At 59.9% G+C, this 23,760-nt stretch carries 38 protein-coding genes; 3 read left to right on the plus strand and 35 right to left on the minus strand.

Translation table 11 applies throughout. The features are described 5' to 3' along the window. Position 1 precedes the first annotated feature (1 nt). On the minus strand, positions 2 to 1,057 hold the full coding sequence (locus tag ABEA02_RS14330; RefSeq protein WP_345533777.1) for an ABC transporter substrate-binding protein: 1,056 nt from the start codon (positions 1,055 to 1,057) through the stop codon (positions 2 to 4). Positions 1,058 to 1,459: 402 nt separating this feature from the next. On the opposite strand from ABEA02_RS14330, the gene ABEA02_RS14335 reads away from it, so the two are divergent. After that, positions 1,460 to 2,614, plus strand: a complete 1,155-nt coding sequence (locus tag ABEA02_RS14335; RefSeq protein WP_345533778.1) for a MalY/PatB family protein — start codon at positions 1,460 to 1,462, stop codon at positions 2,612 to 2,614. 36 nt (positions 2,615 to 2,650) lie between these two features. On the opposite strand, the gene ABEA02_RS14340 is transcribed toward ABEA02_RS14335, so the two are convergent. The 4 genes from ABEA02_RS14340 to ABEA02_RS14355 are packed head-to-tail and all read right to left on the minus strand — an operon-like array spanning position 2,651 to position 5,509. After that, positions 2,651 to 3,076: a hypothetical protein gene (locus ABEA02_RS14340; RefSeq protein WP_345533779.1), complete on the minus strand. Its 426-nt coding sequence runs from the start codon at positions 3,074 to 3,076 to the stop codon at positions 2,651 to 2,653. A gap of 7 nt (positions 3,077 to 3,083) precedes the next feature. Further along, positions 3,084 to 3,707 (minus strand): response regulator, encoded by a 624-nt coding sequence (locus ABEA02_RS14345; RefSeq protein WP_345533780.1) that lies wholly within the window; start codon positions 3,705 to 3,707, stop codon positions 3,084 to 3,086. Between the two features lie 25 nt (positions 3,708 to 3,732). After that, positions 3,733 to 4,227, minus strand: coding sequence for a single-stranded DNA-binding protein (gene ssb, locus ABEA02_RS14350; RefSeq protein WP_345533781.1), 495 nt, complete (start codon positions 4,225 to 4,227; stop codon positions 3,733 to 3,735). A 10-nt stretch (positions 4,228 to 4,237) separates the two neighbouring features. Beyond that, positions 4,238 to 5,509: an MFS transporter gene (locus ABEA02_RS14355; protein WP_345533782.1), complete on the minus strand. Its 1,272-nt coding sequence runs from the start codon at positions 5,507 to 5,509 to the stop codon at positions 4,238 to 4,240. A gap of 166 nt (positions 5,510 to 5,675) precedes the next feature. Here ABEA02_RS14355 and uvrA point away from each other — a divergent pair, with 166 nt between their 5' ends. Beyond that, the gene (gene uvrA, locus ABEA02_RS14360) at positions 5,676 to 8,507 is read left to right on the plus strand and encodes an excinuclease ABC subunit UvrA (protein ID WP_345533811.1); all 2,832 of its coding nucleotides are present in this window, start codon (positions 5,676 to 5,678) and stop codon (positions 8,505 to 8,507) included. A gap of 100 nt (positions 8,508 to 8,607) precedes the next feature. Continuing rightward, positions 8,608 to 9,336, plus strand: a complete 729-nt coding sequence (locus ABEA02_RS14365; RefSeq protein ID WP_345533783.1) for a pectate lyase — start codon at positions 8,608 to 8,610, stop codon at positions 9,334 to 9,336. Positions 9,337 to 9,507: 171 nt separating this feature from the next. Here ABEA02_RS14365 and rplQ read toward each other — a convergent pair whose 3' ends face one another. From rplQ to ABEA02_RS14515, 30 genes are all read right to left on the minus strand, one after another. Then, complete coding sequence (gene rplQ / locus ABEA02_RS14370) at positions 9,508 to 9,906, minus strand: 50S ribosomal protein L17 (RefSeq protein WP_345533784.1); 399 nt, start codon at positions 9,904 to 9,906, stop codon at positions 9,508 to 9,510. A 42-nt stretch (positions 9,907 to 9,948) separates the two neighbouring features. Next, positions 9,949 to 10,929 carry a DNA-directed RNA polymerase subunit alpha gene (locus tag ABEA02_RS14375; RefSeq protein ID WP_345533785.1) on the minus strand — a complete coding sequence of 327 codons (981 nt, stop codon included), beginning with the start codon at positions 10,927 to 10,929 and terminating at the stop codon, positions 9,949 to 9,951. Positions 10,930 to 10,990: 61 nt separating this feature from the next. Further along, on the minus strand, positions 10,991 to 11,620 hold the full coding sequence (gene rpsD / locus ABEA02_RS14380; protein WP_345533786.1) for a 30S ribosomal protein S4: 630 nt from the start codon (positions 11,618 to 11,620) through the stop codon (positions 10,991 to 10,993). Between the two features lie 13 nt (positions 11,621 to 11,633). Continuing rightward, positions 11,634 to 12,023: a 30S ribosomal protein S11 gene (rpsK, locus tag ABEA02_RS14385; protein WP_327597095.1), complete on the minus strand. Its 390-nt coding sequence runs from the start codon at positions 12,021 to 12,023 to the stop codon at positions 11,634 to 11,636. Between the two features lie 13 nt (positions 12,024 to 12,036). Next, positions 12,037 to 12,399, minus strand: coding sequence for a 30S ribosomal protein S13 (gene rpsM, locus ABEA02_RS14390; protein WP_345533787.1), 363 nt, complete (start codon positions 12,397 to 12,399; stop codon positions 12,037 to 12,039). Between the two features lie 133 nt (positions 12,400 to 12,532). Further along, the gene (gene rpmJ, locus ABEA02_RS14395) at positions 12,533 to 12,646 is read right to left on the minus strand and encodes a 50S ribosomal protein L36 (RefSeq protein WP_345533788.1); all 114 of its coding nucleotides are present in this window, start codon (positions 12,644 to 12,646) and stop codon (positions 12,533 to 12,535) included. Positions 12,647 to 12,670: 24 nt separating this feature from the next. Beyond that, the gene (gene infA, locus ABEA02_RS14400; RefSeq protein ID WP_345533789.1) at positions 12,671 to 12,889 is read right to left on the minus strand and encodes a translation initiation factor IF-1; all 219 of its coding nucleotides are present in this window, start codon (positions 12,887 to 12,889) and stop codon (positions 12,671 to 12,673) included. Between the two features lie 4 nt (positions 12,890 to 12,893). Next, on the minus strand, positions 12,894 to 14,222 hold the full coding sequence (gene secY / locus ABEA02_RS14405) for a preprotein translocase subunit SecY (protein ID WP_345533790.1): 1,329 nt from the start codon (positions 14,220 to 14,222) through the stop codon (positions 12,894 to 12,896). A 21-nt stretch (positions 14,223 to 14,243) separates the two neighbouring features. Then, positions 14,244 to 14,675, minus strand: a complete 432-nt coding sequence (rplO, locus tag ABEA02_RS14410) for a 50S ribosomal protein L15 (RefSeq protein ID WP_345533791.1) — start codon at positions 14,673 to 14,675, stop codon at positions 14,244 to 14,246. Beyond that, complete coding sequence (gene rpmD, locus ABEA02_RS14415) at positions 14,675 to 14,857, minus strand: 50S ribosomal protein L30 (protein WP_345533792.1); 183 nt, start codon at positions 14,855 to 14,857, stop codon at positions 14,675 to 14,677. The genes rplO and rpmD overlap by 1 nt, the downstream gene beginning before the upstream one ends. 2 nt (positions 14,858 to 14,859) lie before the next feature. Beyond that, positions 14,860 to 15,384, minus strand: coding sequence for a 30S ribosomal protein S5 (gene rpsE / locus ABEA02_RS14420; RefSeq protein WP_345533793.1), 525 nt, complete (start codon positions 15,382 to 15,384; stop codon positions 14,860 to 14,862). Positions 15,385 to 15,396: 12 nt separating this feature from the next. Beyond that, complete coding sequence (gene rplR, locus ABEA02_RS14425) at positions 15,397 to 15,750, minus strand: 50S ribosomal protein L18 (RefSeq protein ID WP_345533794.1); 354 nt, start codon at positions 15,748 to 15,750, stop codon at positions 15,397 to 15,399. A gap of 11 nt (positions 15,751 to 15,761) precedes the next feature. Then, positions 15,762 to 16,295, minus strand: coding sequence for a 50S ribosomal protein L6 (gene rplF / locus ABEA02_RS14430; protein ID WP_345533795.1), 534 nt, complete (start codon positions 16,293 to 16,295; stop codon positions 15,762 to 15,764). A 10-nt stretch (positions 16,296 to 16,305) separates the two neighbouring features. After that, positions 16,306 to 16,701, minus strand: a complete 396-nt coding sequence (gene rpsH / locus ABEA02_RS14435; RefSeq protein WP_345533796.1) for a 30S ribosomal protein S8 — start codon at positions 16,699 to 16,701, stop codon at positions 16,306 to 16,308. 12 nt (positions 16,702 to 16,713) lie between these two features. Then, complete coding sequence (gene rpsN / locus ABEA02_RS14440) at positions 16,714 to 17,019, minus strand: 30S ribosomal protein S14 (RefSeq protein WP_345533797.1); 306 nt, start codon at positions 17,017 to 17,019, stop codon at positions 16,714 to 16,716. 7 nt (positions 17,020 to 17,026) lie between these two features. Further along, positions 17,027 to 17,566: a 50S ribosomal protein L5 gene (gene rplE, locus ABEA02_RS14445; protein ID WP_345533798.1), complete on the minus strand. Its 540-nt coding sequence runs from the start codon at positions 17,564 to 17,566 to the stop codon at positions 17,027 to 17,029. Positions 17,567 to 17,575: 9 nt separating this feature from the next. Next, positions 17,576 to 17,890: a 50S ribosomal protein L24 gene (rplX, locus tag ABEA02_RS14450; RefSeq protein WP_345533799.1), complete on the minus strand. Its 315-nt coding sequence runs from the start codon at positions 17,888 to 17,890 to the stop codon at positions 17,576 to 17,578. A gap of 10 nt (positions 17,891 to 17,900) precedes the next feature. Continuing rightward, positions 17,901 to 18,269 carry a 50S ribosomal protein L14 gene (gene rplN / locus ABEA02_RS14455; protein WP_345533800.1) on the minus strand — a complete coding sequence of 123 codons (369 nt, stop codon included), beginning with the start codon at positions 18,267 to 18,269 and terminating at the stop codon, positions 17,901 to 17,903. Positions 18,270 to 18,430: 161 nt separating this feature from the next. After that, a complete protein-coding gene (rpsQ, locus tag ABEA02_RS14460) occupies positions 18,431 to 18,703 on the minus strand; it encodes a 30S ribosomal protein S17 (protein ID WP_345533801.1) in 273 nt (90 codons plus the stop codon). A gap of 11 nt (positions 18,704 to 18,714) precedes the next feature. After that, positions 18,715 to 18,915, minus strand: a complete 201-nt coding sequence (gene rpmC, locus ABEA02_RS14465; RefSeq protein WP_345533802.1) for a 50S ribosomal protein L29 — start codon at positions 18,913 to 18,915, stop codon at positions 18,715 to 18,717. Between the two features lie 2 nt (positions 18,916 to 18,917). Further along, a complete protein-coding gene (gene rplP / locus ABEA02_RS14470; RefSeq protein ID WP_345533803.1) occupies positions 18,918 to 19,334 on the minus strand; it encodes a 50S ribosomal protein L16 in 417 nt (138 codons plus the stop codon). Beyond that, a complete protein-coding gene (gene rpsC / locus ABEA02_RS14475; RefSeq protein ID WP_345533804.1) occupies positions 19,318 to 20,106 on the minus strand; it encodes a 30S ribosomal protein S3 in 789 nt (262 codons plus the stop codon). Before rpsC ends, rplP begins: the two co-directional genes overlap by 17 nt. A gap of 9 nt (positions 20,107 to 20,115) precedes the next feature. Continuing rightward, positions 20,116 to 20,445, minus strand: a complete 330-nt coding sequence (gene rplV, locus ABEA02_RS14480; protein ID WP_345533805.1) for a 50S ribosomal protein L22 — start codon at positions 20,443 to 20,445, stop codon at positions 20,116 to 20,118. 9 nt (positions 20,446 to 20,454) lie between these two features. Continuing rightward, entirely contained in the window at positions 20,455 to 20,730 is a 276-nt protein-coding gene (gene rpsS / locus ABEA02_RS14485) for a 30S ribosomal protein S19 (protein ID WP_345533806.1), read from the minus strand. A 10-nt stretch (positions 20,731 to 20,740) separates the two neighbouring features. Continuing rightward, entirely contained in the window at positions 20,741 to 21,568 is an 828-nt protein-coding gene (gene rplB / locus ABEA02_RS14490; RefSeq protein WP_345533812.1) for a 50S ribosomal protein L2, read from the minus strand. Then, positions 21,565 to 21,870, minus strand: coding sequence for a 50S ribosomal protein L23 (gene rplW / locus ABEA02_RS14495; RefSeq protein WP_345533807.1), 306 nt, complete (start codon positions 21,868 to 21,870; stop codon positions 21,565 to 21,567). The genes rplB and rplW overlap by 4 nt, the downstream gene beginning before the upstream one ends. After that, positions 21,867 to 22,487, minus strand: coding sequence for a 50S ribosomal protein L4 (rplD, locus tag ABEA02_RS14500; protein WP_345533808.1), 621 nt, complete (start codon positions 22,485 to 22,487; stop codon positions 21,867 to 21,869). Before rplD ends, rplW begins: the two co-directional genes overlap by 4 nt. An 11-nt stretch (positions 22,488 to 22,498) precedes the next feature. Beyond that, on the minus strand, positions 22,499 to 23,137 hold the full coding sequence (gene rplC, locus ABEA02_RS14505; RefSeq protein WP_345533809.1) for a 50S ribosomal protein L3: 639 nt from the start codon (positions 23,135 to 23,137) through the stop codon (positions 22,499 to 22,501). A 131-nt stretch (positions 23,138 to 23,268) separates the two neighbouring features. Then, on the minus strand, positions 23,269 to 23,580 hold the full coding sequence (gene rpsJ, locus ABEA02_RS14510) for a 30S ribosomal protein S10 (RefSeq protein ID WP_345533810.1): 312 nt from the start codon (positions 23,578 to 23,580) through the stop codon (positions 23,269 to 23,271). Positions 23,581 to 23,657: 77 nt separating this feature from the next. Next, a partial coding sequence (locus tag ABEA02_RS14515; protein WP_080363168.1) for an EF-Tu C-terminal domain-related protein occupies positions 23,658 to 23,760 on the minus strand: 103 nt, incomplete at its 5' end.

Below are 23,760 nucleotides of genomic sequence, written 5' to 3' on the forward strand. Positions count from 1 at the left end.
CTTAACCCTTGTAGAGCAGTGTGTCGACGAGCACGCGCTTCTCGAAAATGCCTTTGTCCGAGAAGAGGTCGTAGAACTTCTGGAAGTAGGCAATATCGCTGGGCTTGAAGTCGGTGGAGAACAGGTAGTCGGACATTGGCACTTCGGCGGTGAGCGCGCCTTCGATGGCGGTGTTGCCCTTGAGGTGCGGGCGCGCTTCGTCGGGCTTGGTCTTCACGAGGTCGACGCCACGCTTGTAGGCGGCGATGTATTTCTTCGTGACGTCGGGGTACTTCTTGATGAACTCGGTGGTCAGGCTCGCTGCGCCACCGTGCCAGGGGGCCATGGGGTCACCGAGGATGTACTTGGCGACGACGCCGACTTCCAGCGTGCGCGTCAGTCCGCTGAGGCGGCCAGCGGTGCCCGTGGGCTCCAGTGTGTAAACCGCGTCGACCTGCCCGGCCGCCAGTGCCGCGACGTGCTGGCCGATGGGCAGCTCGGTCACGGCAACCTGGCCCGCGCCCGCCTTCTCCAGCATCACCTTGGCCAGCGTCACGTTCTGGATGCCAGGGCCCGATGCGACCTTCTTGCCCTTGAGTTCGGCAAGGCTCTTGATCGGGCTGTCCTTGGCGACGACGAATTCGTCGAGGATGAACTTGGCATTGGTGGGGTTGGTGCAGAAGATCTTGAAGAGGCCCGGCTGTGCGATCTCGCCGATGGCCAGCACGGCCGAGGCGGTGCCGTTGGAGCTGCCTTCGGCCCGGCCCGACAGCATGGCCTCCATGACCTGCTGCGCACTGGCGAACTTGAGCGGCTCTACGTCGAGGCCGGCTTCCTTGAAATAGCCCTTCTCCACGGCGACGAAGAACGGCAACGCAGAAGCGACCGGCCAGAAACCGATGCGGATCTTCGGCGAGGCCTGGGCATTGACGATGGCTGGCGCGCCGATTGCGGCCAGCGCAGCGCCAGCCGCGCCGGCGCCAAGCAGTTTGCGGCGCGTGTCCGAGACGGGCCCGGTTACGGTTTGGGAGGCACCGTCGGCGGCGGTAGCAAGGGGCAGCGGATTGAGGGGCTTCATGAATCTCTCCAGTCAAACAGTCGTGATTTGAAAGACCCGGACCTTCGCCCGGGGCGTTACGTCGACTGCGGTACGGAAGCCAGCTGTGTGCTCGTGCAGGCCCGGCACCATTAGCGGGCCGCTCCTGCACCAACGCGACCGGAAACTACGCCTTGCCCGGCCCAGCAGCTCTGGCGCCTCGACACGTAACACAAACAAATCAATGTGTTGCGCGAAAAGCCACCGCCCGCTATCTTGTATACTAGTTGGAATACATGCACGCTCCATGCCAGCGCCGAGAGGCGTACAGCGTCAGTGCGCGGCGCACCGGATAGAATCGGCAGATCGGCGTCCCTCCTCTTGCTGCACAAACGGAGGCGCCCCTTGTGTCGTCCCCCGTGCAGCACCTTGTGTCGCCCTGCCATGCCCACCTACGACTTCGACACGCCGCCCGACCGCGGGCGCTTCCACAGCATGAAGTGGGACCGGGTCGCCGGCACTGACGTGCTGCCGATGTGGGTAGCCGACATGGATTTCGCCGCGCCAGCCGAAGTGCTGGCTGCCTTGCGCGAACACATCGACCACGGTGTGCTGGGTTACGCCCTGCCCTGGCCCGGACTGCTGGACGCCATTGTCGAAGGCCTGGCGCGCGATCATGGCTGGCGCATCGACCCGGATTGGATCGTGCTGCTGCCGGGCGTGGTGACGGGTTTCAACCTGGCCTGCGCGCTGGCCGGGGAGCCGGACGATGAAGTGCTGACGCTGACGCCGGTCTACCCGCCCATGCTTACAGCGCCGCGCAATACGAAACGCCGCCTGGTACGCAGCGACCTCGTGCATGACGGTGCGCGCTGGGTTTGCGACATGGATGATCTGCGCGCGCGTACAACGAGCCGCACACGCATGCTGATGCTGTGCTCGCCGCACAACCCGCTGGGTCGCAGCTTTTCACGCGACGAACTCGCAGCCCTCGCCGCGCATGCCGAAGCGCACGATCTGTTGATCTGCTCGGATGAAATCCACTGCGGGCTCGTGCTCGACGAATCCCGGCCGCACATCCCTGTCGCTTCGCTGAGCGAAGCTATTGCTCGTCGCACCATCACGCTGATGGCACCGAGCAAGACCTGGAACATCGCAGGCTTGTCGAGCGCTTTCGCCGTAGTCAGCGATGCGAAACTACGGGCCAGCCTCAAGCGCACCGCCGACGGCATCGTGCCCCACACGAACTCGCTGGGACTCGTCGCCACCGAGGCGGCCTATCGACACGGCCACACCTGGCGCCGGGCCCTGCTGGACTATCTGCGCGGCAATGCTGAGCGCATTCAGCAAACCGTGAGCAACATTGCGGGGATCACGACGACGCCCGTCGAAGCGACCTACCTCGCCTGGCTGGATTGTCGCGCGCTGCAGTTCGACAACCCGGTGCGCCACTTTGCCGAGCACGGAGTGCTGATGTCGGACGGTCGGGACTTCGGCGCGGCGGGTTTCCTGCGCCTCAACTTCGGCTGCAGCCGCAGCATGCTGGACGAGGCGCTGCAACGCATCTCTGCCGCAGCCAGCAAGCCTGAATCGCACTGATCACGGCATCTCAGGCGTATGGATGCGCCGCCGCACTCAGGGCGCAAGCGCTTCGGTCTGTGTCTCGCGGAACTTCAACTCGGCCGCAGTTTCGCGGTTGCGCTGGCGCAGGATTTCCATGACCTTGTCGCAGGGCATTTTCTCGGCCTCGCACAGCGCAGCCATGTCGGAATGAATGGCTCCGTCAGCGCTGCGGAAAATACGTTGGCGCATCACTGTGGGATACGCCGGGTGGTCTATCGGCACGAAGGTCCAGATCTGCCCGGCCGCGTCCTGGATGATGGTCCAGCGGTCACGGACTTCTATCTTGATGTCGCGGCGTGACAGCAATGCGCGCAAGGCGACGTGCACGGAGGGGTACTCGATGCGGGCCGTGTCAGCAGTCGCAAGACGGCCCGCCAACGACAGACACAAAAAAGCGGACAGTCGCCTGAGGCGATTGCCCGCTTTGGGGATGTGCATGCCGTGATCAGCCGCGTACGGCACCGCGGCGCTGAGTCTGCACCAGCTTCGCCTGGATGTACCCTTTGAGCTCGCGGAAAGGAATGGGCTTGTTGTAGATGATCACGTCATCCGGCAGGCCGCCTTCCTTGTCGATGTCTTCTGGCGAAAGACCGGTCACCGCAATGATGTCCATTTGAGCCAGCTTGGGCTCGCTGCGCAGCTTGCGGATCATGGCGAAGCCGTCGAGGCCGGGCATGACCAGGTCGGATATCAGCAGGTCAGGCATTTCGCGGCCGATTTCCAGCAAGCCCTCGAAGCCACTGGCAACGATCTTGACGTCGATAGGCAGCTCCCACGTAGCCAGCGTGCGCTGGTAGAGGGTCTGCATGACTACGTCATCTTCTGCAACGAGAATGCGCAGATTGCTGGTGGCCGTTGAGCCGCCACTCTGCCGCTTGCGCAGGAATGCTTCGACCGAGGTAATACGAATGCGGCGATGACCGCCGGCCGTCTTCCATGCGTCCAGCAGGCCGTTCTCGACCATCTGCTGCACGGTCCCGAGCGAAACGCTCAGCATCTGCGCGGCCTCACTGGTGCTGCAATACTCGCGATCTGCTGCTTTGCTGCCACCCTGCGACACGTCGTTCATGCTCGCTGCCTCTTGCTCTGATTATTCAAAATGGAATGTCGTCGTCGAAGTCGCCACCGAAGTTGCCACCACCGCCAGACGACGAAGGTGCGGGCGCGGGACGATTGTCGCGCGCAGGCGCGCGGCTGTTGCCACCGCCGCCATATTCGTTGTCCTGACGCATGGGGGCGTCACCGCCACCATCGCGCGCACCGCCCAGCATCTGCATCTGGTCGGCACGGATCTCGGTGGTGTACTGATCCTGACCTTCTTTGTTGGTCCACTTGCGCGTGCGCAATTGACCTTCGATGTACACCGAGCGCCCCTTCTTCAGGTACTGCCCGGCGATCTCGGCCAGGCGGCCGTTGAAGACGACGCGATGCCACTCTGTGGCTTCCTTCTTTTCGCCCGTCTGCTTGTCTTTCCAGGTGTCGGTGGTTGCCACCGTGATCGTGCAGAACGCATCACCACTCGGGGCATAACGCGTCTCGGGATCCTTCCCGAGATTGCCGACCAGAATCACTTTATTTACCGATGCCATCCGGCTCTCCTCAATTCGCGCGCAACACAGCGTCTACAGCCGACGCGCGATCTCTTTCACGTTCTTCGTCCATGTTGCCATCATCCTGCCGCCGTGACGGCAGGCGACTGCCCCACGCCAGCAGTACCCAGACGAACGCCAGTGTCACGGTCATGACATGGACGCCATTGGTTCCGGAATGTACCGCAATCCAGCCTCCGACGGCACTGCCGGATGCCACGCCAAGGGCCTGAGTGGTGTTGAAAACCCCCATTGCGGCACCCCGCAGTGATGTGGGTGCCATGCGTGACGCCATCGCCGGCAACGAAGCCTCCAATACATTGAAAGCTGCGAAAAACAACAGCAGCATGAGCACCACGACGGCGAAGTGCTTCATGCCGAAAAAGAGCCCGAGCTGGGACAGCAGCAAAACCAGAATGCTGCCCAGGAAAATGGGGCGAGTCCGGCCATGACGTTCTGCCTGCATGATGGCCGGCACAGCAAAAACGAAACTGCCCAGCACAACCGGCAGGTAGATCTGCCAGTGCGAATCCGCCGGCATCTGGTGCAGCGAGAGGAGCTCGCGCGGCACCACGAGGAACAGTGCTGTCTGCACCGCATGCAACACGAAGATACCGAAGTTGAGTCGCAGCAAACCAGCATCGCGCAGCACGCTGCGCAAAGGCAGCTGACGTACCGCCTGCGGACGCGGCACGTCTGGCACACCCCACAGCACGAGGCCAATGGCGCCCAGCGCCAGCGCAGCAATCAGCAGGAACATGCCGGGCATGCCGATCCAGCCATACAGCGCAGGTGCGCTGACGAGCGAAACCGCGAAGACCAGCCCGATACTGGAGCCGATCAGCGCCATGACCTTGGTGCGATGCTGTTCGCGCGTCAGATCGGCCGCCAATGCCATCACGGCAGCAGAAATCGCCCCTGCTCCCTGCAAGGCCCGCGCGGCGATGAGCCATTGCACGGTTGGCGCCCAGGCCGCCAGTAGGGAGCCCGCAGCAAACAGCAGCAAGCCCGCCACGATCACCGGTTTGCGGCCGAAGCGGTCTGAAGCGAGGCCCACCGGCAGGTAGAGGCAAGCCTGCACGAGCATGAAGATGCCGAACGCCCAGGCGACGCGCTGGAAGTCTTCGCCGCCAGGCAAGCCCGAGGCGTAGATCGAGAATACCGGCAGCACGAGGAAGAGGCCCAGCATGCGCAGACCGAAGATGGTCGCGAGGATGCCGCCCGCGCGCCATTCGCCGGGGGACATGCGGTCGGGGACTTGAGGGCTGGCCTGCTGGGTCATGAAGGGCTCGGGCGGGCGGCAAGCGCCGGGGACTTTTCGGAACGCCCTGCAGTTTGCCGGGCAAGTCCGTGATTTTATCAGACCCCTACCCGTACACATGGCTTGAAGTCGCATGCGCCGCTATAGTTGCGGGTTACTCAACGCGGCACAGGCGGACAGCGGTTTCATGGACTGGATCAGGATCAGGGGTGCGCGCACGCACAACCTCAAAAACGTCAACGTCGATATCCCGCGCAATCAGCTCACCGTGATCACGGGCCTGTCCGGCTCGGGCAAGAGCTCCCTGGCGTTCGACACCCTGTATGCCGAGGGTCAGCGCCGCTACGTCGAGTCCCTGTCGGCTTACGCGCGCCAGTTCCTGCAACTCATGGAAAAGCCGGATGTAGATCTCATCGAAGGTCTGTCGCCTGCCATCTCCATCGAGCAGAAAGCGACCAGCCACAACCCCCGCTCCACCGTTGGCACCGTCACCGAGATCCACGACTACCTCCGCCTGCTGTTCGCCCGAGCCGGCACGCCGCATTGCCCTGACCACCAGTTGCCACTGGAAGCGCAGACCGTCTCGCAGATGGTCGACCACGTGCTGGCCTTGCCCGAAGGCACGGGCGTGATGATCCTCGCGCCCGTCATCAGCGAACGCAAAGGCAGTCACGAAGAGCTCATCACGGAGTTGCGCGCACAAGGCTTCGTGCGTCTGCGCGTCAATGGCGAGATCGTCGAGATCGACGCCGTGCCCGCTCTCGCCAAGACCAGCAAGCACAGCATCGACGTGGTGGTTGATCGCTTGCGTGTGCGTCCCGACTCACGCCAGCGTCTTGCCGAGAGCTTCGAAACCGCGCTGTCGCACGCGGACGGTCGGGCCATTGCGCTGGAGATGGAGTCCGACAAGGAGCACCTGTTCTCCGCCAAGTACGCTTGTCCGCACTGCGGCTTTGCGGTGCAGGAGCTCGAACCCCGCCTGTTCTCATTCAACAACCCGGTCGGCGCCTGCCCGCAATGCGACGGTCTCGGCACGCTGGAGTTCTTTGATCCGGCCCGCGTCGTCGCGCACCCCGAGCTTTCCCTGGCGGCGGGCGCAATCCGCGGCTGGGACAGGCGCAACCAGTTCTACTTCCAGATGCTGCAGGGTCTGGCAACTGCCTATGACTTTGACGTCGATGCGCCCTTCGAGTCACTGACCGAAGAAGCGCGCCAGGTTGTGCTGTTCGGTTCGGGCACACGCAAGCTGGCCTTCAAGTACATGTCCGAATCCGGCCGCATGATCACCAAGGAACACAGCTTCGAAGGCATCGTCCCCAACCTCGAACGCCGCTACAAGGAGACCGACTCCGTCGTCGTGCGCGAAGAGCTCGCCAAGTACCGCAGCACGCAAGCCTGCCCCGTTTGCGCCGGTAGCCGCCTGCGCCGTGAAGCGCGCTTCGTGCGCATCGGTGAAAAGACCCTACCGGAGCTCGGCAGCCTGCCCATCGGCGAATGCCGCCACTACTTCCAGCATACAAAGCTGGAGGGCAACAAAGCCCAGGTCGCCGACAAGGTGATGAAGGAGATCGTCGCGCGCCTTCAGTTCCTCATCGACGTTGGCCTCGACTACCTCAGCCTCAACCGCAGCGCCGACACCCTGTCTGGTGGCGAAGCACAGCGCATCCGGCTCGCGTCGCAGATCGGCTCCGGCCTCACCGGCGTCATGTATGTGCTCGACGAACCCTCGATCGGCCTTCACCAGCGCGACAACGACCGCTTGCTGGGCACCTTGCAGCGCCTGCGCGACATCGGCAACACCGTAATCGTCGTTGAGCACGACGAGGACGCCATCCGCGCCGCCGACTTCGTCATCGACATGGGCCCGGGTGCCGGTGAGCACGGCGGCCAGATCGTTGCCGAAGGTCTCCCCGCCGAGGTCGCAGCCAATCCGGCCTCAGCAACCGGCGACTATCTCTCGGGACGCCGTGAAATCGCGGTACCGAAAAAGCGCAGCAAGCCGAACCCGGATCGCGTGCTCAAACTGAATGGTGCGCGCGGCAATAACCTCAAGAACGTCACGCTGGAGCTACCCGTCGGCCTCATGACCTGCATCACCGGCGTCTCGGGTTCAGGCAAATCCACGCTGATCAACGACACGCTCTACGCCATTGCTGCGCGCGAGATCAACGGTTCAAGCATCGAGCCGGCGCCCTATGAGTCCGTCGAGGGTCTGGACCACTTCGACAAGATCATCAGCGTCGACCAGTCGCCCATCGGCCGCACGCCGCGCTCCAATCCCGCGACCTACACAGGTCTGCTTACGCCGATTCGCGAACTCTTCGCCGGCACGGCGGAAGCCCGCACGCGCGGCTACGAGCCCGGCCGCTTCTCATTCAACGTCAAGGGCGGTCGGTGCGAAGCCTGTCAGGGCGACGGCATGCTGCGCGTCGAAATGCACTTCTTGCCCGACGTCTTCGTTCCCTGCGATGTCTGTCACGGCAAGCGCTACAACCGCGAAACGCTGGAAGTACGCTACAAGGCACGCAATATCGCCGACGTACTCGAAATGACCGTCGAGGAAGCCCTCGACTTCTTCGACGCCGTACCTACCATTGCTCGCAAGCTGCACACCCTGATGGAAGTGGGGCTCGGTTACATACGCCTCGGCCAGAGCGCCACAACGCTATCAGGCGGTGAAGCGCAGCGCGTCAAGCTCGCGCTGGAGCTGTCCAAGCGCGACACCGGGCGCACCCTGTTCATTCTCGACGAACCCACCACCGGTCTGCATTTCCAGGACATCGAGCTGCTGCTGACGGTACTGCACCGTCTGCGCGACCACGGCAACACCATCGTCGTCATCGAGCACAACCTGGACGTCATCAAGACGGCCGACTGGATTGTTGATCTCGGACCTGAAGGCGGCGGCGGCGGCGGGCGCATCCTCGCCTCGGGCTCTCCGGAAATGATCGCAGCCGTGCCGGAAAGCCACACTGGTCGATACCTTTCTCGCTTGTTGAGGAAGCCCGTCACGGTCTGACGCGCTGCAGCTTGCGGTTTTTGTCCACGGCACGAACAATCTTCATCGCGACCGGCCAAATCCGGCCGTCCAACAAATCAGAACGACGGAGACAAACATCATGCAAAGCAAGCTTCTGCTGGGCCTATTCCTGGCCGCTGTTATCACCAACGCAACCGCCACCAGCACGATCTCAGGCACGAAGGACTACGCCGGCGCTACTGTCGGCACCTCCTGTGACGGCCAATCCGAATCGCAGCAACCTGTTTTCGTCCTCACCGACGGCGCCACGCTCAAGAACGTGCACATCAAGAAGGGTGGAGGTGCGGATGGGGTGCACTGCCTCGGCAACTGCACACTCAACAACGTGGTCTGGGATGAGGTCTGCGAAGACGCCGCCACCATGAAGGGCGGCTCGGGCAAGACCATGTACGTCATCGGCGGCTCAGCCACCAAGGCCGACGATAAGGTCTTTCAGCACAACGGCAAGGGCAGCACCATCAACCTGTCCAACTTTCAGACCTACGACCGCATTCAGCGTCTGTGGGCTTCCTGCGGTAACTGCTCCAGCAACGGTGGCCCACGCTACCTGATCGCCAATGGCGTCAAGATCAACGGCCCGGTCGTGAAGCCGGATGGCACCACTGCCGGTTATGTCATCCGCCTGAACTACAACTACGGTGACAAGGCGACGGTTCGCAACATGAAGATCAAGAACTACAGCCTCGGCAACCCCAAGGTCTGCGTCCAAGCCATCGGCGTACAGCCCGGCGAAGCACAGGTCAACAAGGGTGAGTTCTGGAACACCGCTTACTGCGACATCAGCAAGAGCGACGTTACAAAGCTCTAAGCACCAGTCATCCGACCCGCAACCTCTGGTTGCGCAACGGAATAAGGCATCATCGCCTGGAAAAATGGCCGCCCTCGGGCGGCCATTTGCATCACCGAAACATCCACACAAAGTACGTACAAAACAAAAGCCCGCACAAGTGCGGGCTTTTGTCATAGGGAGAAGCTTTGCTTATTCAGCGACGACCTCGCCAGAAACAGCCTCGCCACCTTCCGGACGATCCAGCAGCTCGACGTAAGCCATGGGAGCATTGTCACCCACACGGAAGCCGCACTTCAGGATACGCAGATAGCCTCCGTTGCGAGCCGAAAAACGCGGACCCAATTCGTTGAAGACCTTCACAACCATATCGCGGTCGCGCAAACGATCGAAAGCCAAGCGGCGATTGGCCAGCGAAGGCTTTTTGCCGAGAGTAATGATGGGCTCAACAACGCGACGCAACTCTTTTGCCTTCGGCAGCGTGGTCTTGATGACCTCGTGACGCAGCAGCGAGTTGGTCATATTGCGCAGCATCGCCGAGCGATGGCTGCTGGTGCGGTTAAGCTTGCGGAGTCCGTTACCGTGACGCATTTTCTATTTTCCTTATGCCCTGACAGCTTGGCCGACTGAGCCTCAGCTCAGCTTTTCCAGCCCTGCGGGCGGCCAGTTTTCCAGTTTCATGCCCAGCGTGAGGCCACGCGAAGCAAGCACATCCTTGATCTCGTTGAGCGACTTGCGACCCAGGTTCGGAGTCTTCAGCAGCTCAGTCTCGGTGCGCTGGATCAGATCACCGATGTAGTAAATGTTTTCGGCCTTCAGACAGTTCGCCGAACGCACCGTCAGCTCCAGATCGTCCACCGGACGCAGCAGAATCGGGTCGATGGTCGGAGCCGTCGGCTTCACTTCAGCAACCGGCGTACCTTCGAGGTCAGCAAACACCGACAGCTGATCCATCAGCACGCGGGCAGCGTAACGGATGGCTTCTTCCGGCTCCACAGCACCGTTGGTTTCGATATCGATGACCAGACGATCCAGATCGGTACGCTGTTCGACGCGAGCGCTTTCAACCTGATAGCTGACGCGACGCACAGGGCTGAACGAAGCGTCCAGCATGACGCGACCAATCGTCTTGCTTTCAGCCGATACCGGACGGGTGTTGCCCGGCACATAACCACGGCCTTGCTCGACGCGGATCTGCATGTCCAGCTTGCCACCCGGGGCCAAATGGGCGATCACGTGATCAGGATTAACGATCTCGACGTCATGCGAGACTTCAATATCCGAGGCCTTGACCACACCTTCACCCGACTTCGACAGACGGACGATGGTATCGCTACGGCTGTGCAGCTTGAACACGACACCCTTGAGGTTCAGCAGGATGTCCACGACATCTTCGCGCACACCATCAATGGTCGAGTACTCGTGCAGCACGCCATCAATCGACACTTCAGTGGCCGCATGGCCCGGAAGCGACGACAGCAGGATGCGACGCAGCGCATTGCCCAGCGTGTGGCCGTAGCCACGCTCGAACGGCTCCATCACCACCTGGGCGTGAACCGGAGAAACGTTCTGGACGTCAATGATGCGCGGCTTCAACAGGCTGTTACTCTGCATTGCTTATCCTTCTTGAAGGAAACCTTGAGGACAAGGAAACGGGTCAGAAAACTCGCGCCAATCAGCGCGAGTAGAGTTCGACCACGAGGCTCTCGTTGATGGTTGAAGGCAGTTCCGCACGTTGCGGATAAGCCTTGAACACACCCTTGCCAGCCTTGGCATCCACTTCCAGCCATTCCGGGAAACCACGACCTTCAGCAGCTTCCAGAGCAGCCTTCACACGCAGATGACCCTTAGAGGCTTCGGCCAGCTGGACCACGTCACCGGGGCGCAACGTGTAGGAAGGAATGTTTACACGCTTGCCGTTGACCAGCACGCCATTATGGCGAACCACCTGACGAGCTTCTGCACGCGAAGCACCGAAGCCCATGCGGTATGCGACAGCATCCAGACGACCTTCCAGCAGTTGCAGCAGGTTTTCACCTGTCTGACCCTTCTTGCGGTCAGCTTCGAAATAGGTCTTGCGGAATTGACGCTCGAGCACGCCGTAAATGCGGCGGATCTTCTGCTTTTCGCGCAGTTGCTGGCCATAGCCAGACAGACGTTGGCCAGATTTTTGTCCGTGTTGGCCAGGAGCGTACGCACGACGCTCAATGGCGCACTTGTCGGTAAAGCACTTTTCGCCCTTCAGGAAGAGCTTTTCACCTTCGCGACGGCACTGACGGCACTTGGGGTCGAGATTGCGAGCCACTTGTTACTCCTTCTTAGATGCGGCGGCGCTTCGGCGGACGGCAGCCGTTGTGCGGGATCGGGGTGATATCGGTGATCGAAGTAATCTTCATCCCGAGCGCGTTGAGTGCACGGACAGCCGACTCACGGCCAGGGCCGGGACCCTTGATGCGCACTTCCAGATTCTTTACACCGCACTCCAGTGCGGCCTTGCCGGCGGCTTCGGCAGCCACCTGCGCAGCGAACGGCGTGCTCTTGCGTGAGCCCTTGAAGCCTGCGCCACCAGAAGTAGCCCAGGACAGCGCGTTGCCCTGACGATCGGTGATCGTGATGATCGTATTGTTGAAGGAAGCGTGAACGTGCGCGATGCCTTCGGCAACGTTCTTCTTGACCTTCTTGCGAACCTTCGCAGCAGTCTTTGCCATGTCTTATTCCTGATTACTTCTTGCCAGCGATCGTCTTGCGCGGGCCCTTGCGGGTACGAGCATTCGTGCGGGTACGTTGGCCACGGCAAGGCAAGCCGCGACGATGACGCAAACCCCTGTAGCAGCCCAAGTCCATCAGGCGCTTGATGTTCATGGTCACTTCCCGGCGCAGGTCGCCTTCGACCGTGAACTTACCCACTTCATCACGCAGACGTTCCATCTGCTCTTCGGTGAGGTCCTTCACTTTCGCGCTGCGCGAAACTCCTGCAGCGTCGCAAACCTTTTGTGCACGCGTGCGACCGACGCCGTAAATGGCGGTCAGTGCAATCTCAGCGTGCTTGTGGTTCGGAATGTTTACACCAGCAATCCGGGCCATGACTTTTAACCTTTCACTGGGCCTTTGAGGCCACTTTTTGCAGTTCTTGGCAGGCTGTCACCAGACCTGCCGCTTCAACGCCTCACGGCGCAAGAAGCGAAACAAACGATTTTAGCAAACAGCAGTGCCGCTATCAACCCTGACGCTGCTTGTGGCGTGGATCTTCACAAATCACACGAACCACACCTTTGCGGCGGATGATCTTGCACTTACGGCAAATTTGCTTAACCGAAGCTTGTACTCGCATTTTTCAACTCCTCAACAATCTTTCTCACTTGGCCCGGAAGGTAATCCGGCCCTTCGTGAGGTCATATGGCGTAAGCTGGACCGTCACTTTGTCTCCAGGAAGAATCCGGATGTAGTGCATCCGCATCTTTCCCGAAATGTGGCCCAACACCATGTGCCCGTTTTCCAGCTTGACCCTGAAGGTCGCGTTCGGCAGGGTTTCAGTAACCTCACCCTGCATTTCGATCACATCTTCCTTCGACATACGGTTACTTCACCGGCAGGGCCGCACCGCCCTTGAAATTTGCCTTTTTCAGCAGGCTTTCGTACTGGTGCGACATGATGTATGCCTGCACTTGGGCCATGAAATCCATGGTCACAACGACAATGATCAACAGCGAAGTGCCACCGAAGTAGAACGGTACATTCCAGCGCAGGATCAGAAATTCGGGAATCAGACACACCACCGTGATGTACACCGCTCCAGCCAGCGTGAGTCGCATCAGAATCCGGTCGATGTAGCGAGCGGTCTGCTCGCCCGGACGGATACCAGGCACGAACGCTCCAGACTTCTTCAGGTTGTCCGCTGTCTCCTTCGAGTTGAACACCAACGCGGTGTAAAAGAAGCAGAAGAAAACAATCGCCAGCGAATACAACAGGATGTAGACAGGCTGCCCAGGCGACAAGCCAGCCGCCAGATCCTTCAACCAACGCATATTGTCGGAGCTACCCACCCACTGTGCCGCCGTTGCGGGAAACAGGATGATCGAGGATGCGAAGATCGGCGGAATCACACCCGACATGTTCAGCTTCAGCGGCAGATGCGAACTCTGTCCGCCGTAAACCTTGTTACCTACCTGACGCTTTGCGTAATTCACCAGAATCTTGCGCTGACCACGCTCAACAAACACGACACCTGCCGTCACCCCGGCCACCAAGAGGCAGACGATAATGGCGACCAACGGGTGCATCGCACCGGTGTGAACCAGATCAAACAGGCCGCCTAGCGACGTCGGCAAACCCGCTGCAATGCCGCCAAAAATGATGATCGAGATACCGTTGCCAATACCGCGCTCGGTGATCTGCTCCCCCAGCCACATCAGGAACAGCGTGCCAGTCACCAGCGTCGTCACAGTAGTGATCGTGAACATCAGACCGGGATTCATCACCAGACCAGCCTGCTGCTCAAGCATCACCGAAATACTGACTGCCTGGAACAACGCCAATGCCACCGTGCCGTATCGCGTGTACTGAGTCATCTTGCGACGACCAGCCTCCCCCTCCTTCTTGAGGGCCTCCAGAGCCGGCGACGCAATCGTCAGCAGCTGCATGATGATAGATGCCGAGATGTACGGCATGATGCCTAACGCAAAGATCGTGAAGCGTGACAAGGCTCCGCCGGAGAAGAGATTAAGCACCCCGAGGATGCCACCCTTCTGCGCCTCAAACATCTTGGCAAGCACATCTGGATCAATGCCCGGCACAGGGATGTGTGCGCCGATGCGATACACCACTAGAGCGCCGAGCAGAAACAACAGACGCTTCTTCAGGTCCGCGAATTTCCCACTCTTGCCCAGCGTTGCAGTCTGGTTAGCCACGTAGCTTTTCCGAGTCCGTTATCAGGCTACAGAGCCGCCAGCCGCTTCGATAGCGGCCTTCGCGCCCTTGGTTGCTGAGACACCGCGCAACGAAACCTTGCGGGAAATGGCGCCCGACAGGATGACCTTGGCAGACAACGCATCACCCGGAACAATGCCGGCTTGCTTGAGCGACAGCAGATCGATTTCGTCGATCGGCAGATCGTTGATCTCGGACAGACGCACTTCGGCGTTGCGAGCAGCCGTCAGCGACACGAAGCCACGCTTCGGCAGACGACGTTGCATAGGCATCTGACCGCCTTCAAAACCGACCTTGTGGAAACCACCGGCACGCGATTTCTGACCCTTGTGGCCACGACCACAGGTCTTGCCCAGACCGCTACCGATGCCGCGGCCGACACGACGACGCTCACGCTTGGCGCCATCAGCGGGCTTCAGGTTATTGAGATCCATCAAGCACTCCACTTCACGAGGTAGGCGACCTTGGTGATCATGCCGCGCACAGCGGGCGTATCTTCCAGTTCAACCGTATGGTTCAGACGACGCAGGCCCAGACCGCGCACCGTTGCACGATGCGACTCCTTGGTGCCGATGATGCTCTTGACGAGCGTCACACGAATCTTCTTGTCGGCCATGATTACCCCAGAATCTCTTCCACCGTCTTGCCACGCTTTGCGGCAATCTCGGCAGGGGTGTTGATCTTGAACACACCGTCCAGCGTAGCGCGGACGACATTGTAAGGATTGGTCGAGCCCAAGCACTTGGCGATCACGTCGGTCACGCCCATCACTTCGAAGACGGCGCGCATTGCACCGCCAGCGATGATGCCGGTACCGCTCGGAGCCGGCTGAATGAGCACCACGGATGCGCCATGACGTCCGATGACGGAGTGCTGAACGGTACCGTTCTTGAGCGAAACCTTGCCCATCTTGCGACGCGCTTCGTCCATTGCCTTCTGTACAGCGACGGGCACTTCACGTGACTTACCCTTGCCCATGCCAACAGCGCCATCGCCATCACCAACGACAGTCAGTGCTGCGAAGCCGAGAATACGGCCACCCTTCACCACCTTGGTGACACGATTGATGGAAACCATCTTTTCGCGCAGGCCATCATCGCGCTCTTCTTGCGCCTGCGGTTTCTTTCTTTCTTGCTTAGCCATGAGTCTTCTCGCTTAGAACTTGAGGCCGCCTTCACGCGCCGCTTCGGCCAGAGCCTTGACGCGACCGTGATACTGGAAACCGGCACGGTCGAATGCGACCGTCTGGACGCCCGCTGCCACTGCGCGTTCGGCAATCAGCTTGCCGACGGCGGTTGCTGCTGCGACGTTGCCGCCGTTGGCCACCTGGCCACGCACCGTTGGCTCGACGGTCGAGGCCGAAGCCAGAACCTTGGAGCCGCAGTCGGAAATCACCTGCGCATAGATGTGCAGGTTGGAACGGAACACCGTCAGACGGGCAACCTTCAGCTCGGCGATACGGGCGCGAGTTTTGCGGGCCCGGCGCAAACGTGCTTCTTTCTTGTTCATGACATTCGCCCTTACTTCTTCTTGGTCTCTTTGATGACCACGACTTCGTCGGAATACCGCACGCCCTTGCCTTTGTACGGCTCAGGCGAACGATAGGCGCGCACTTCTGCGGCCACCTGACCCACTTGCTGCTTGTCGACACCCTTGATGACGATCTCGGTCTGCGTCGGCGTTTCCACCTTCACACCGGCCGGCATCTGATGCACGACAGGGTGTGAGAAACCCAGCGTCAAGTTGAGCTTGTCGCCCTGGGCTTGAGCGCGGTAACCCACGCCCACCAGGTTCAGCTTACGCTCAAAGCCCTTGCTCACACCGGTCACCATGTTGTTGATGACAGCACGCGTCGTACCGGACAGCGCGTTGGCGTTAACGGCACCGTCGACAGCCTTGATAACCAGGTTTGCACCCTCACGCGCGACCGTCACCGACGGGTGGATGCGCTGCTTCAGGGTACCCAGCGCGCCCTTGATGACGATTTCACCGGCAGCGATGGTTGCATCCACGCCCGAAGGCAGTGCAACCGGATTCTTTGCAACACGCGACATGCTTATCTCCTTACGCGACGATGCAGAGAACTTCGCCGCCAACATTCGTGGCGCGTGCGCGGCGATCGGTCATGACGCCAGACGGCGTCGACACGATGGCAACACCCAGACCGTTCATCACGCGCGGCAGCTCATCGCTACCCTTGTAAACGCGCAGGCCAGGACGGCTGACGCGTTCGATGCGCTCAATGACGGGACGACCCGCGTAGTACTTCAGAGCAATGTGCAGCTCGCTCTTGGCAGCTTCGCCGCGGACAGCGAAATCCTCGATATAACCTTCGTCCTTCAACACCTTGGCGATGGCAACCTTCAGCTTCGATGAGGGCATGACAACAGCAGCCTTCTCGGACATCTGAGCGTTGCGAATGCGCGTCAGCATATCGGCGATCGGATCGGACATACTCATTCTTCGATCTCCTTACCAGCTCGCCTTGGTCATGCCGGGGATCTCTCCACGGAATGCGGCTTCGCGAATCTTCAAACGGCACAGGCCAAACTTGCGGAACACGCCGCGGGGACGACCGGTGATTTCGCAGCGATTGCGTTGACGCGTCGGAGCGGCATTACGCGGAAGCTGCTGCAGCTTCAGACGGGCAGCATGACGCTCTTCGTCGGAACGCGAGGCATCGTTGATGACATCGTTGAGCGACTTGCGCTTGGCAGCAAACTTGTCAGCCAGCTTGCGGCGCTTCTCTTCACGATTGATCAGTGACAGTTTTGCCATGTGAGCCTCAGTTCTTGAACGGGAACTTGAACGCAGCCAGCAGCGCGCGCGCTTCGGCATCGTTCTTTGCGGTCGTCGTGATGCTGATGTTCAGCCCACGCAGCGCGTCAATCTTGTCGTATTCAATCTCGGGGAAAATGATCTGCTCTTTCACACCGAGGTTGTAGTTGCCGCGACCATCAAAACCCTTGCCCTGAATACCGCGGAAATCGCGGATACGCGGCATGGCGATAGTGATCAGGCGATCCAGGAATTCAAACATGCGGGGACCACGCAGGGTCACCATGCAGCCGATCGGATAACCCTCACGGATCTTGAAGCCAGCGATGGACTTCTTGGCCTTGGTCGTAACCGGCTTCTGGCCAGCGATCTTCGTCAGATCACCCAGAGCATGATCCAGCACCTTCTTGTCGCCAACCGCTTCACCAACACCCATGTTCAGGGTGATTTTGTCGATGCGCGGCACTTCCATGATGGACTTGTAACCAAACTGTTTGAGCAGTTCCGGCACAACCGTAGCCTTGTAATAGTCTTGCAGACGAGCCATGACAGTTCCTTAAGCGCCTACCAGCGCGCCATTCGACTTAAAGAAGCGGACCTTCTTTTCGCCCTCAAGCTTGAAGCCAACGCGATCAGCCTTTTGCGTCGCCGGATTGAACAGCGCGACGTTCGACACATGAATCGGCAGTTCCTTCTCGACAATGCCACCCACCTGACCCTTGACCGGGTTCGGCTTCACATGCTTCTTGACGCGATTGACGCCATCGACGACCACATAGTCAGCCGACACGCGGCGAGCAACCGCACCGCGCTTGCCCTTGTCCTTACCCGTCAGGACGATGACTTCGTCCCCTTTGCGGATCTTGTCCATTACCAGCTCCTCAGAGAACTTCCGGCGCCAGAGACACGATCTTCATGAAGCGCTCGCCACGCAACTCGCGCGTAACGGGCCCAAAGATACGAGTGCCAATCGGCTCCAGCTTGTTGTTGAGCAGCACAGCGGCGTTCTTGTCGAACTTGATCAGCGAACCATCAGGACGGCGCACGCCCTTGGCAGTACGCACAACCACGGCGCTGTACACATCACCCTTCTTGACACGCCCACGAGGCGCTGCATCCTTGATGCTGACTTTGATGATGTCACCAACGCCCGCATAGCGACGCTTGGACCCACCCAGCACCTTGATGCACATGACCGAACGCGCGCCGGTGTTATCGGCCACGTCGAGTATCGACTGCATTTGGATCATTTTTTAAACTCCATCCAACTTGAAGCGCTTCACAACGAAGCACCCAGTCTTGGATCCCGTCCGGGAAATTGCCCCCACGAACACCGCAGGGAAATGAGCCGGCGATTATGTCCGGCTTTTGAAACTTTTGCAAGGGGCTGTTTGCAACCCCTTGCAGATTATCAAGCGGCCTGAGCCTTCTCGACAACCTTGGTGACACGCCAGCTCTTGGTTTTGGAGATCGGACGGCACTCTTCGATCTCAACCAGGTCGCCTTCAGCAGCAATGCCGCCTTCAACGTGTGCGTGATATTTGTTGGAACGGATGATGACTTTGCCGTAGAGCGGGTGCTTCACGCGACGCTCAATGAGCACCGTGACGGTCTTGTTCATCTTGTCGCTGACGACGCGGCCCACCAGGGTGCGGCGCACGACGGCTTGATTCTGTTCTGTCATTACGGCGCCCCTTATTTGGCCGATGAGTTGGCCAGCTGACGCTGGATCGTGCGCACACGGGCGATGTCACGGCGGACACGGCCCAGTTGCGCGCTATTGCCCAGCTGCTGCGTAGCGTGCTGCATGCGCAGCGAAAACTGTTCTTTCAGCAGACCGAGCAATTCGGTCTGCAGCTCTTCGGCGCTCTTGGCGCGCAGATCACTCGCCTTCATGATCAGACTCCAACGTGCCGCGTGACGAACGCGGTTTCAAGCGGCAGCTTGGCAGCGGCCAGACGGAATGCTTCGCGAGCCAGCGTTTCATCAACGCCGTCCATTTCGTAAAGCACCTTGCCCGGCTGGATCTCTGCGACCCAGTACTCCGGATTACCCTTACCGTTACCCATACGGACTTCAGCAGGCTTCTTGGAAATCGGTTTGTCCGGGAAGATCCGGATCCAGATACGCCCACCACGCTTGATGTGACGGGTCATGGCACGACGTGCCGATTCGATCTGGCGTGCCGTCAGACGACCACGGCCGATTGCCTTGAGACCATATTCACCGAAGCTAACGGAAGCGCCGCGGGTTGCGACACCCTTGTTACGGCCCTTCTGTTCCTTGCGGTATTTCCTTCTATTCGGCTGCAGCATCGCTTGCTCCTGCGGTCTTCACGCCCGGGCTCTTGCGCACGGTACGACGTGCGGCGGGCTTGGCTTCCCCCTCGTTACGAGCGGGACGACGGCCACGACGGGCCTCGTTGTCATTCGCTTCCGGTGCGGCAGCAACTTCACCACCCTTGGCGTGCTCACCCTTGTACACCCAGACCTTGATGCCGATCAGGCCGTAGGTAGTGCGGGCTTCAGAGGTGCCGTAGTCGATATCGGCGCGCAGCGTGTGCAGCGGCACACGGCCTTCGCGATACCACTCGGTACGAGCAATTTCAGCACCGTTCAGACGGCCAGAGCTCATGATCTTGATGCCCAGGGCGCCCAGACGCATGGCGTTCTGCATCGCACGCTTCATCGCGCGGCGGAACATGATGCGCTTTTCGAGCTGCTGAGCGATCGAGTCGGCGATCAGTTGCGCGTCGACTTCCGGCTTGCGGATCTCTTCGATATTGACGTGCACCGGCACGCCCATGATCTTCTGCAGATCGCTCTTGAGCTGCTCGATGTCCTCGCCCTTCTTGCCGATCACCACACCCGGACGAGCCGAGAAAACGGTGATGCGTGCGTTCTTGGCCGGACGTTCGATCAGCACACGACCGACGGAAGCGTGCGACAGCTTCTTCGAGAGATGCTCGCGAACCTTGATGTCCTCTTGCAGCATGCGGCCGAAGTTCTGGCTATTGGCGTACCAACGCGAACTCCAGTCACGCGTGACCGCGAGGCGGAACCCGGTCGGATGAATCTTCTGTCCCATGAGTTCCCCTTATTCCCCGACAGTCACGTAAATGTGGCAGGTCTGTTTCTCGATGCGATTGCCACGACCCTTTGCGCGGGCCGTGAAACGCTTCAGCGAAGTCGCCTTTTCCACATGAATGGTCTTGATCTTCAGCGCATCGATATCAGCGCCGTCGTTGTGCTCGGCGTTGGCGATCGCAGACTCCAGAACCTTCTTGATGATCGTTGCACCCTTCTTCGGGGAGAACGCCAGAATGTTCAGGGCCTGATCCACAGGCTTGCCGCGCACGAGGTCTGCAACCAGGCGACCCTTCTGGGCCGACAAGCGCACACCACGCAAAATGGCATTGGTTTCCATGATCACCTCTTACTTCTTGGCCTTCTTGCTGGCGGCGTGACCCTTGAAGGTACGCGTCAGCGCGAATTCGCCGAGCTTGTGACCGACCATGTTTTCAGAAACATAGACGGGAATGTGTTGACGACCGTTGTGCACAGCGATCGTCAGACCGACGAACTCCGGCAGAACAGTGGAACGACGCGACCAGGTCTTGATCGGACGCTTGTCATTGGCGCTCACCGCAGCGTCCACTTTCTTCAGCAAGTGGGCGTCTACAAACGGGCCTTTTTTAATAGAACGAGCCATTGACTACCCCTTAACGCTTGTGACGACGCTGAACGATCATGGTGTCCGTACGCTTGTTGCTGCGCGTACGGTAACCCTTGGTCGGCAGACCCCACGGACTGACCGGCACACGGCCCTCACCCGTCTTGCCTTCACCACCACCGTGCGGGTGGTCGACCGGGTTCATGACCACACCACGCACCGTCGGGCGGATACCGCGCCAGCGTTGTGCGCCGGCCTTGCCGATCTTGCGGAGGTTGTTTTCTTCGTTGCCAACTTCACCGATCGTCGCGCGGCACTCAACGTGCACACGACGGATTTCGCCGGAACGCAACCGCAGCTGAGCGTACGAACCTTCACGCGCCAGCAGTTGCACCGAGGTGCCAGCCGAACGCGCCAGTTGCGCCCCCTTGCCAGGGAGGATCTCGACGCAGTGAATCGTCGTACCCACAGGGATATTACGGATCGGCAGTGCATTGCCCGACTTGATGGGGGCTTCGGAGCCGGACATGATGTCTTGGCCGACCACGGCACCCTTCGGGGCGATGATGTAGCGACGCTCACCGTCCTTGTACAGCACCAGCGCGATGTGCGCGGTACGGTTCGGATCGTATTCGAGGCGCTCGATCTTGCCCGGAATGCCATCCTTGTTGCGCTTGAAATCAACGAGGCGGTAGTGCTGCTTGTGACCACCGCCCTTGTGACGGGTAGTGATGCGGCCGTTGTTGTTACGGCCGGCGGTTTTCGACTGGCTTTCAACCAGCGAAGCCTCAGGACGACCCTTGTACAGGTTCGGGTTGACAACCTTTACGAGGCCGCGACGACCCGGGGATGTCGGTTTGACCTTGACCAGCATCAGGCGGCCCCCCCTTCAAAATTCAGTTCCTGGCCCGGCTTCAGGCACACAAACGCCTTCTTCCAGCCCTTGCGTTGACCAGTCGTACGACCAAAACGCTTGACCTTGCCCTTGACATTCAACGTCTGCACGGACTCGACCTGCACCTTGAACAACAGTTCAACAGCGGCCTTGATCTCCGGCTTGGTCGCATCAGACGCAACGCGGAAGATCACTTGCTCGTTCTTGTCGGCCACGCTGGTGGCTTTTTCCGAGATCTGCGGTGCGAGCAGCACCTGCATCAGTCGCTCTTGGCTGAAGCTCATTGCCACACCTCTTCCATCTTTGCGACCGCAGCGCGGGTAATCAGCACGCGAGGGAAGCGAACCAGAGAAACCGGATCAGCTTCGTGTGCGGCGAGCACGAGCACATTGGGCAGATTACGCGACGAGAGATACAGATTCTCGTCAACTTCGTCAGTGATCACGAGGACGGACTCAACGCCGTAGCCCTTGAGCTTCTGCGCGAAAAGTTTGGTCTTCGGTGCCTCGGGCGAAACGCTCTCGACGACAGCCAGGCGATCTTCACGCACCAACTGCGACAAGATCGACGCCATGCCAGCGCGGTACATCTTGCGATTGACCTTCTGGCTAAAGTTTTCGTCCGGACGGTTCGGGAAAATGCGGCCACCACCACGCCACAGCGGCGAGGAGCTCATACCGGCACGCGCATTGCCCGTACCCTTCTGACGGAAAGGCTTCTTGGTCGTGTGCGACACTTCGCCACGATCCTTCTGAGCACGGTTACCAGAACGCGCATTGGCTTGATAAGCCACAACGAGCTGATGAATCAGCGCCTCGTTGTATTCACGACCAAACAGCGCATCCGAAGCTTGCAGCGTCGAAGCAGCAGCGCCTTGATCATTAATCAGTTTCAGTTCCATGGCGTCTCCGATCAGCTCTTCACGGCCGGGCGAACTACGACGTCGCCACCATCCGAGCCAGGCACAGCGCCCTTGACGAGAAGCAGGCCGCGCTCAGCGTCCACGCGCACGACTTCCAGATTCTGCACCGTCGCCTTGGCCGCACCGAGATGACCCGTCATGCGCTTGCCAGGAAACACCCGACCCGGATCCTGCGCCATACCGATGGAACCCGGCACATTATGGCTGCGCGAGTTACCGTGCGTGGCGCGGTTTGACGAGAAGTTGTGACGCTTGATGGTACCGGCATAACCCTTACCAATCGACGTACCGGTGACATCCACCTTCTGACCGACAGCAAAGATTTCTACGCTGATGACATCACCCGCCTTGTAGCCACCCAACTGCTCGGTGGAGACGGCAAACTCGCGCATGACGCTACCAGCCTCAACACCCGCCTTGGCGAGATGACCAGCAAGCGCCTTGTTAACGCGAGAGGCACGACGAGTGCCGTACGCAACCTGAACAGCGGAGTATCCGTCCGTTTCAGGCGTCTTGATCTGGGTCACACGGTTGTTCGACACGTCAAGCACAGTCACCGGAACGGACGCGCCGTCCTCGGCAAAAATGCGAGTCATGCCGACCTTGCGACCGACAAGGCCTAGACTCATTTTTTTCTCCTATGACCCGGTTTCGATTGACCGGATCGCCAATAAGACAACATCAATACATGCACTCACAAACAAAGAATGCACTGAGCCCACGATTCTAGCGGGCTTTCAATACAAAAAGCAAGCTGTCTTTATTGCAGCTTGATTTCCACATCCACGCCGGCGGGCAGATCGAGCTTCATCAGGGCGTCAACCGTTTTGTCGGTCGGGTCAATGATGTCCATCAGGCGCTGGTGGGTACGAATTTCAAATTGGTCGCGCGAAGTCTTATTGACGTGCGGCGAGCGCAGGATGTTGAACCGCTCAATACGAGTCGGCAGGGGCACGGGGCCGCGAACGACGGCACCAGTACGTTTGGCGGTATCAACGATTTCGAGGGCCGACTGATCGATAAGGCGATAGTCGAAAGCCTTGAGGCGGATGCGGATTTTCTGGTTTGCCATGATTATTCCTAAAGAGCAAAAGAGCGAAAGAACGAGAAAGCGGCGGGTACTCTACACGCCCGCCGCCCTGGTACAAATTACTCGATGATCTTTGCCACGACGCCGGCGCCGACGGTACGACCGCCTTCACGGATGGCGAAGCGCAGACCCTCTTCCATGGCGATCGGAGCAATCAGCTTG

Source organism: Viridibacterium curvum, assembly GCF_039544165.1.
In the GTDB taxonomy this organism is placed as follows: Bacteria; Pseudomonadota; Gammaproteobacteria; order Burkholderiales; family Rhodocyclaceae; genus Viridibacterium; species Viridibacterium curvum.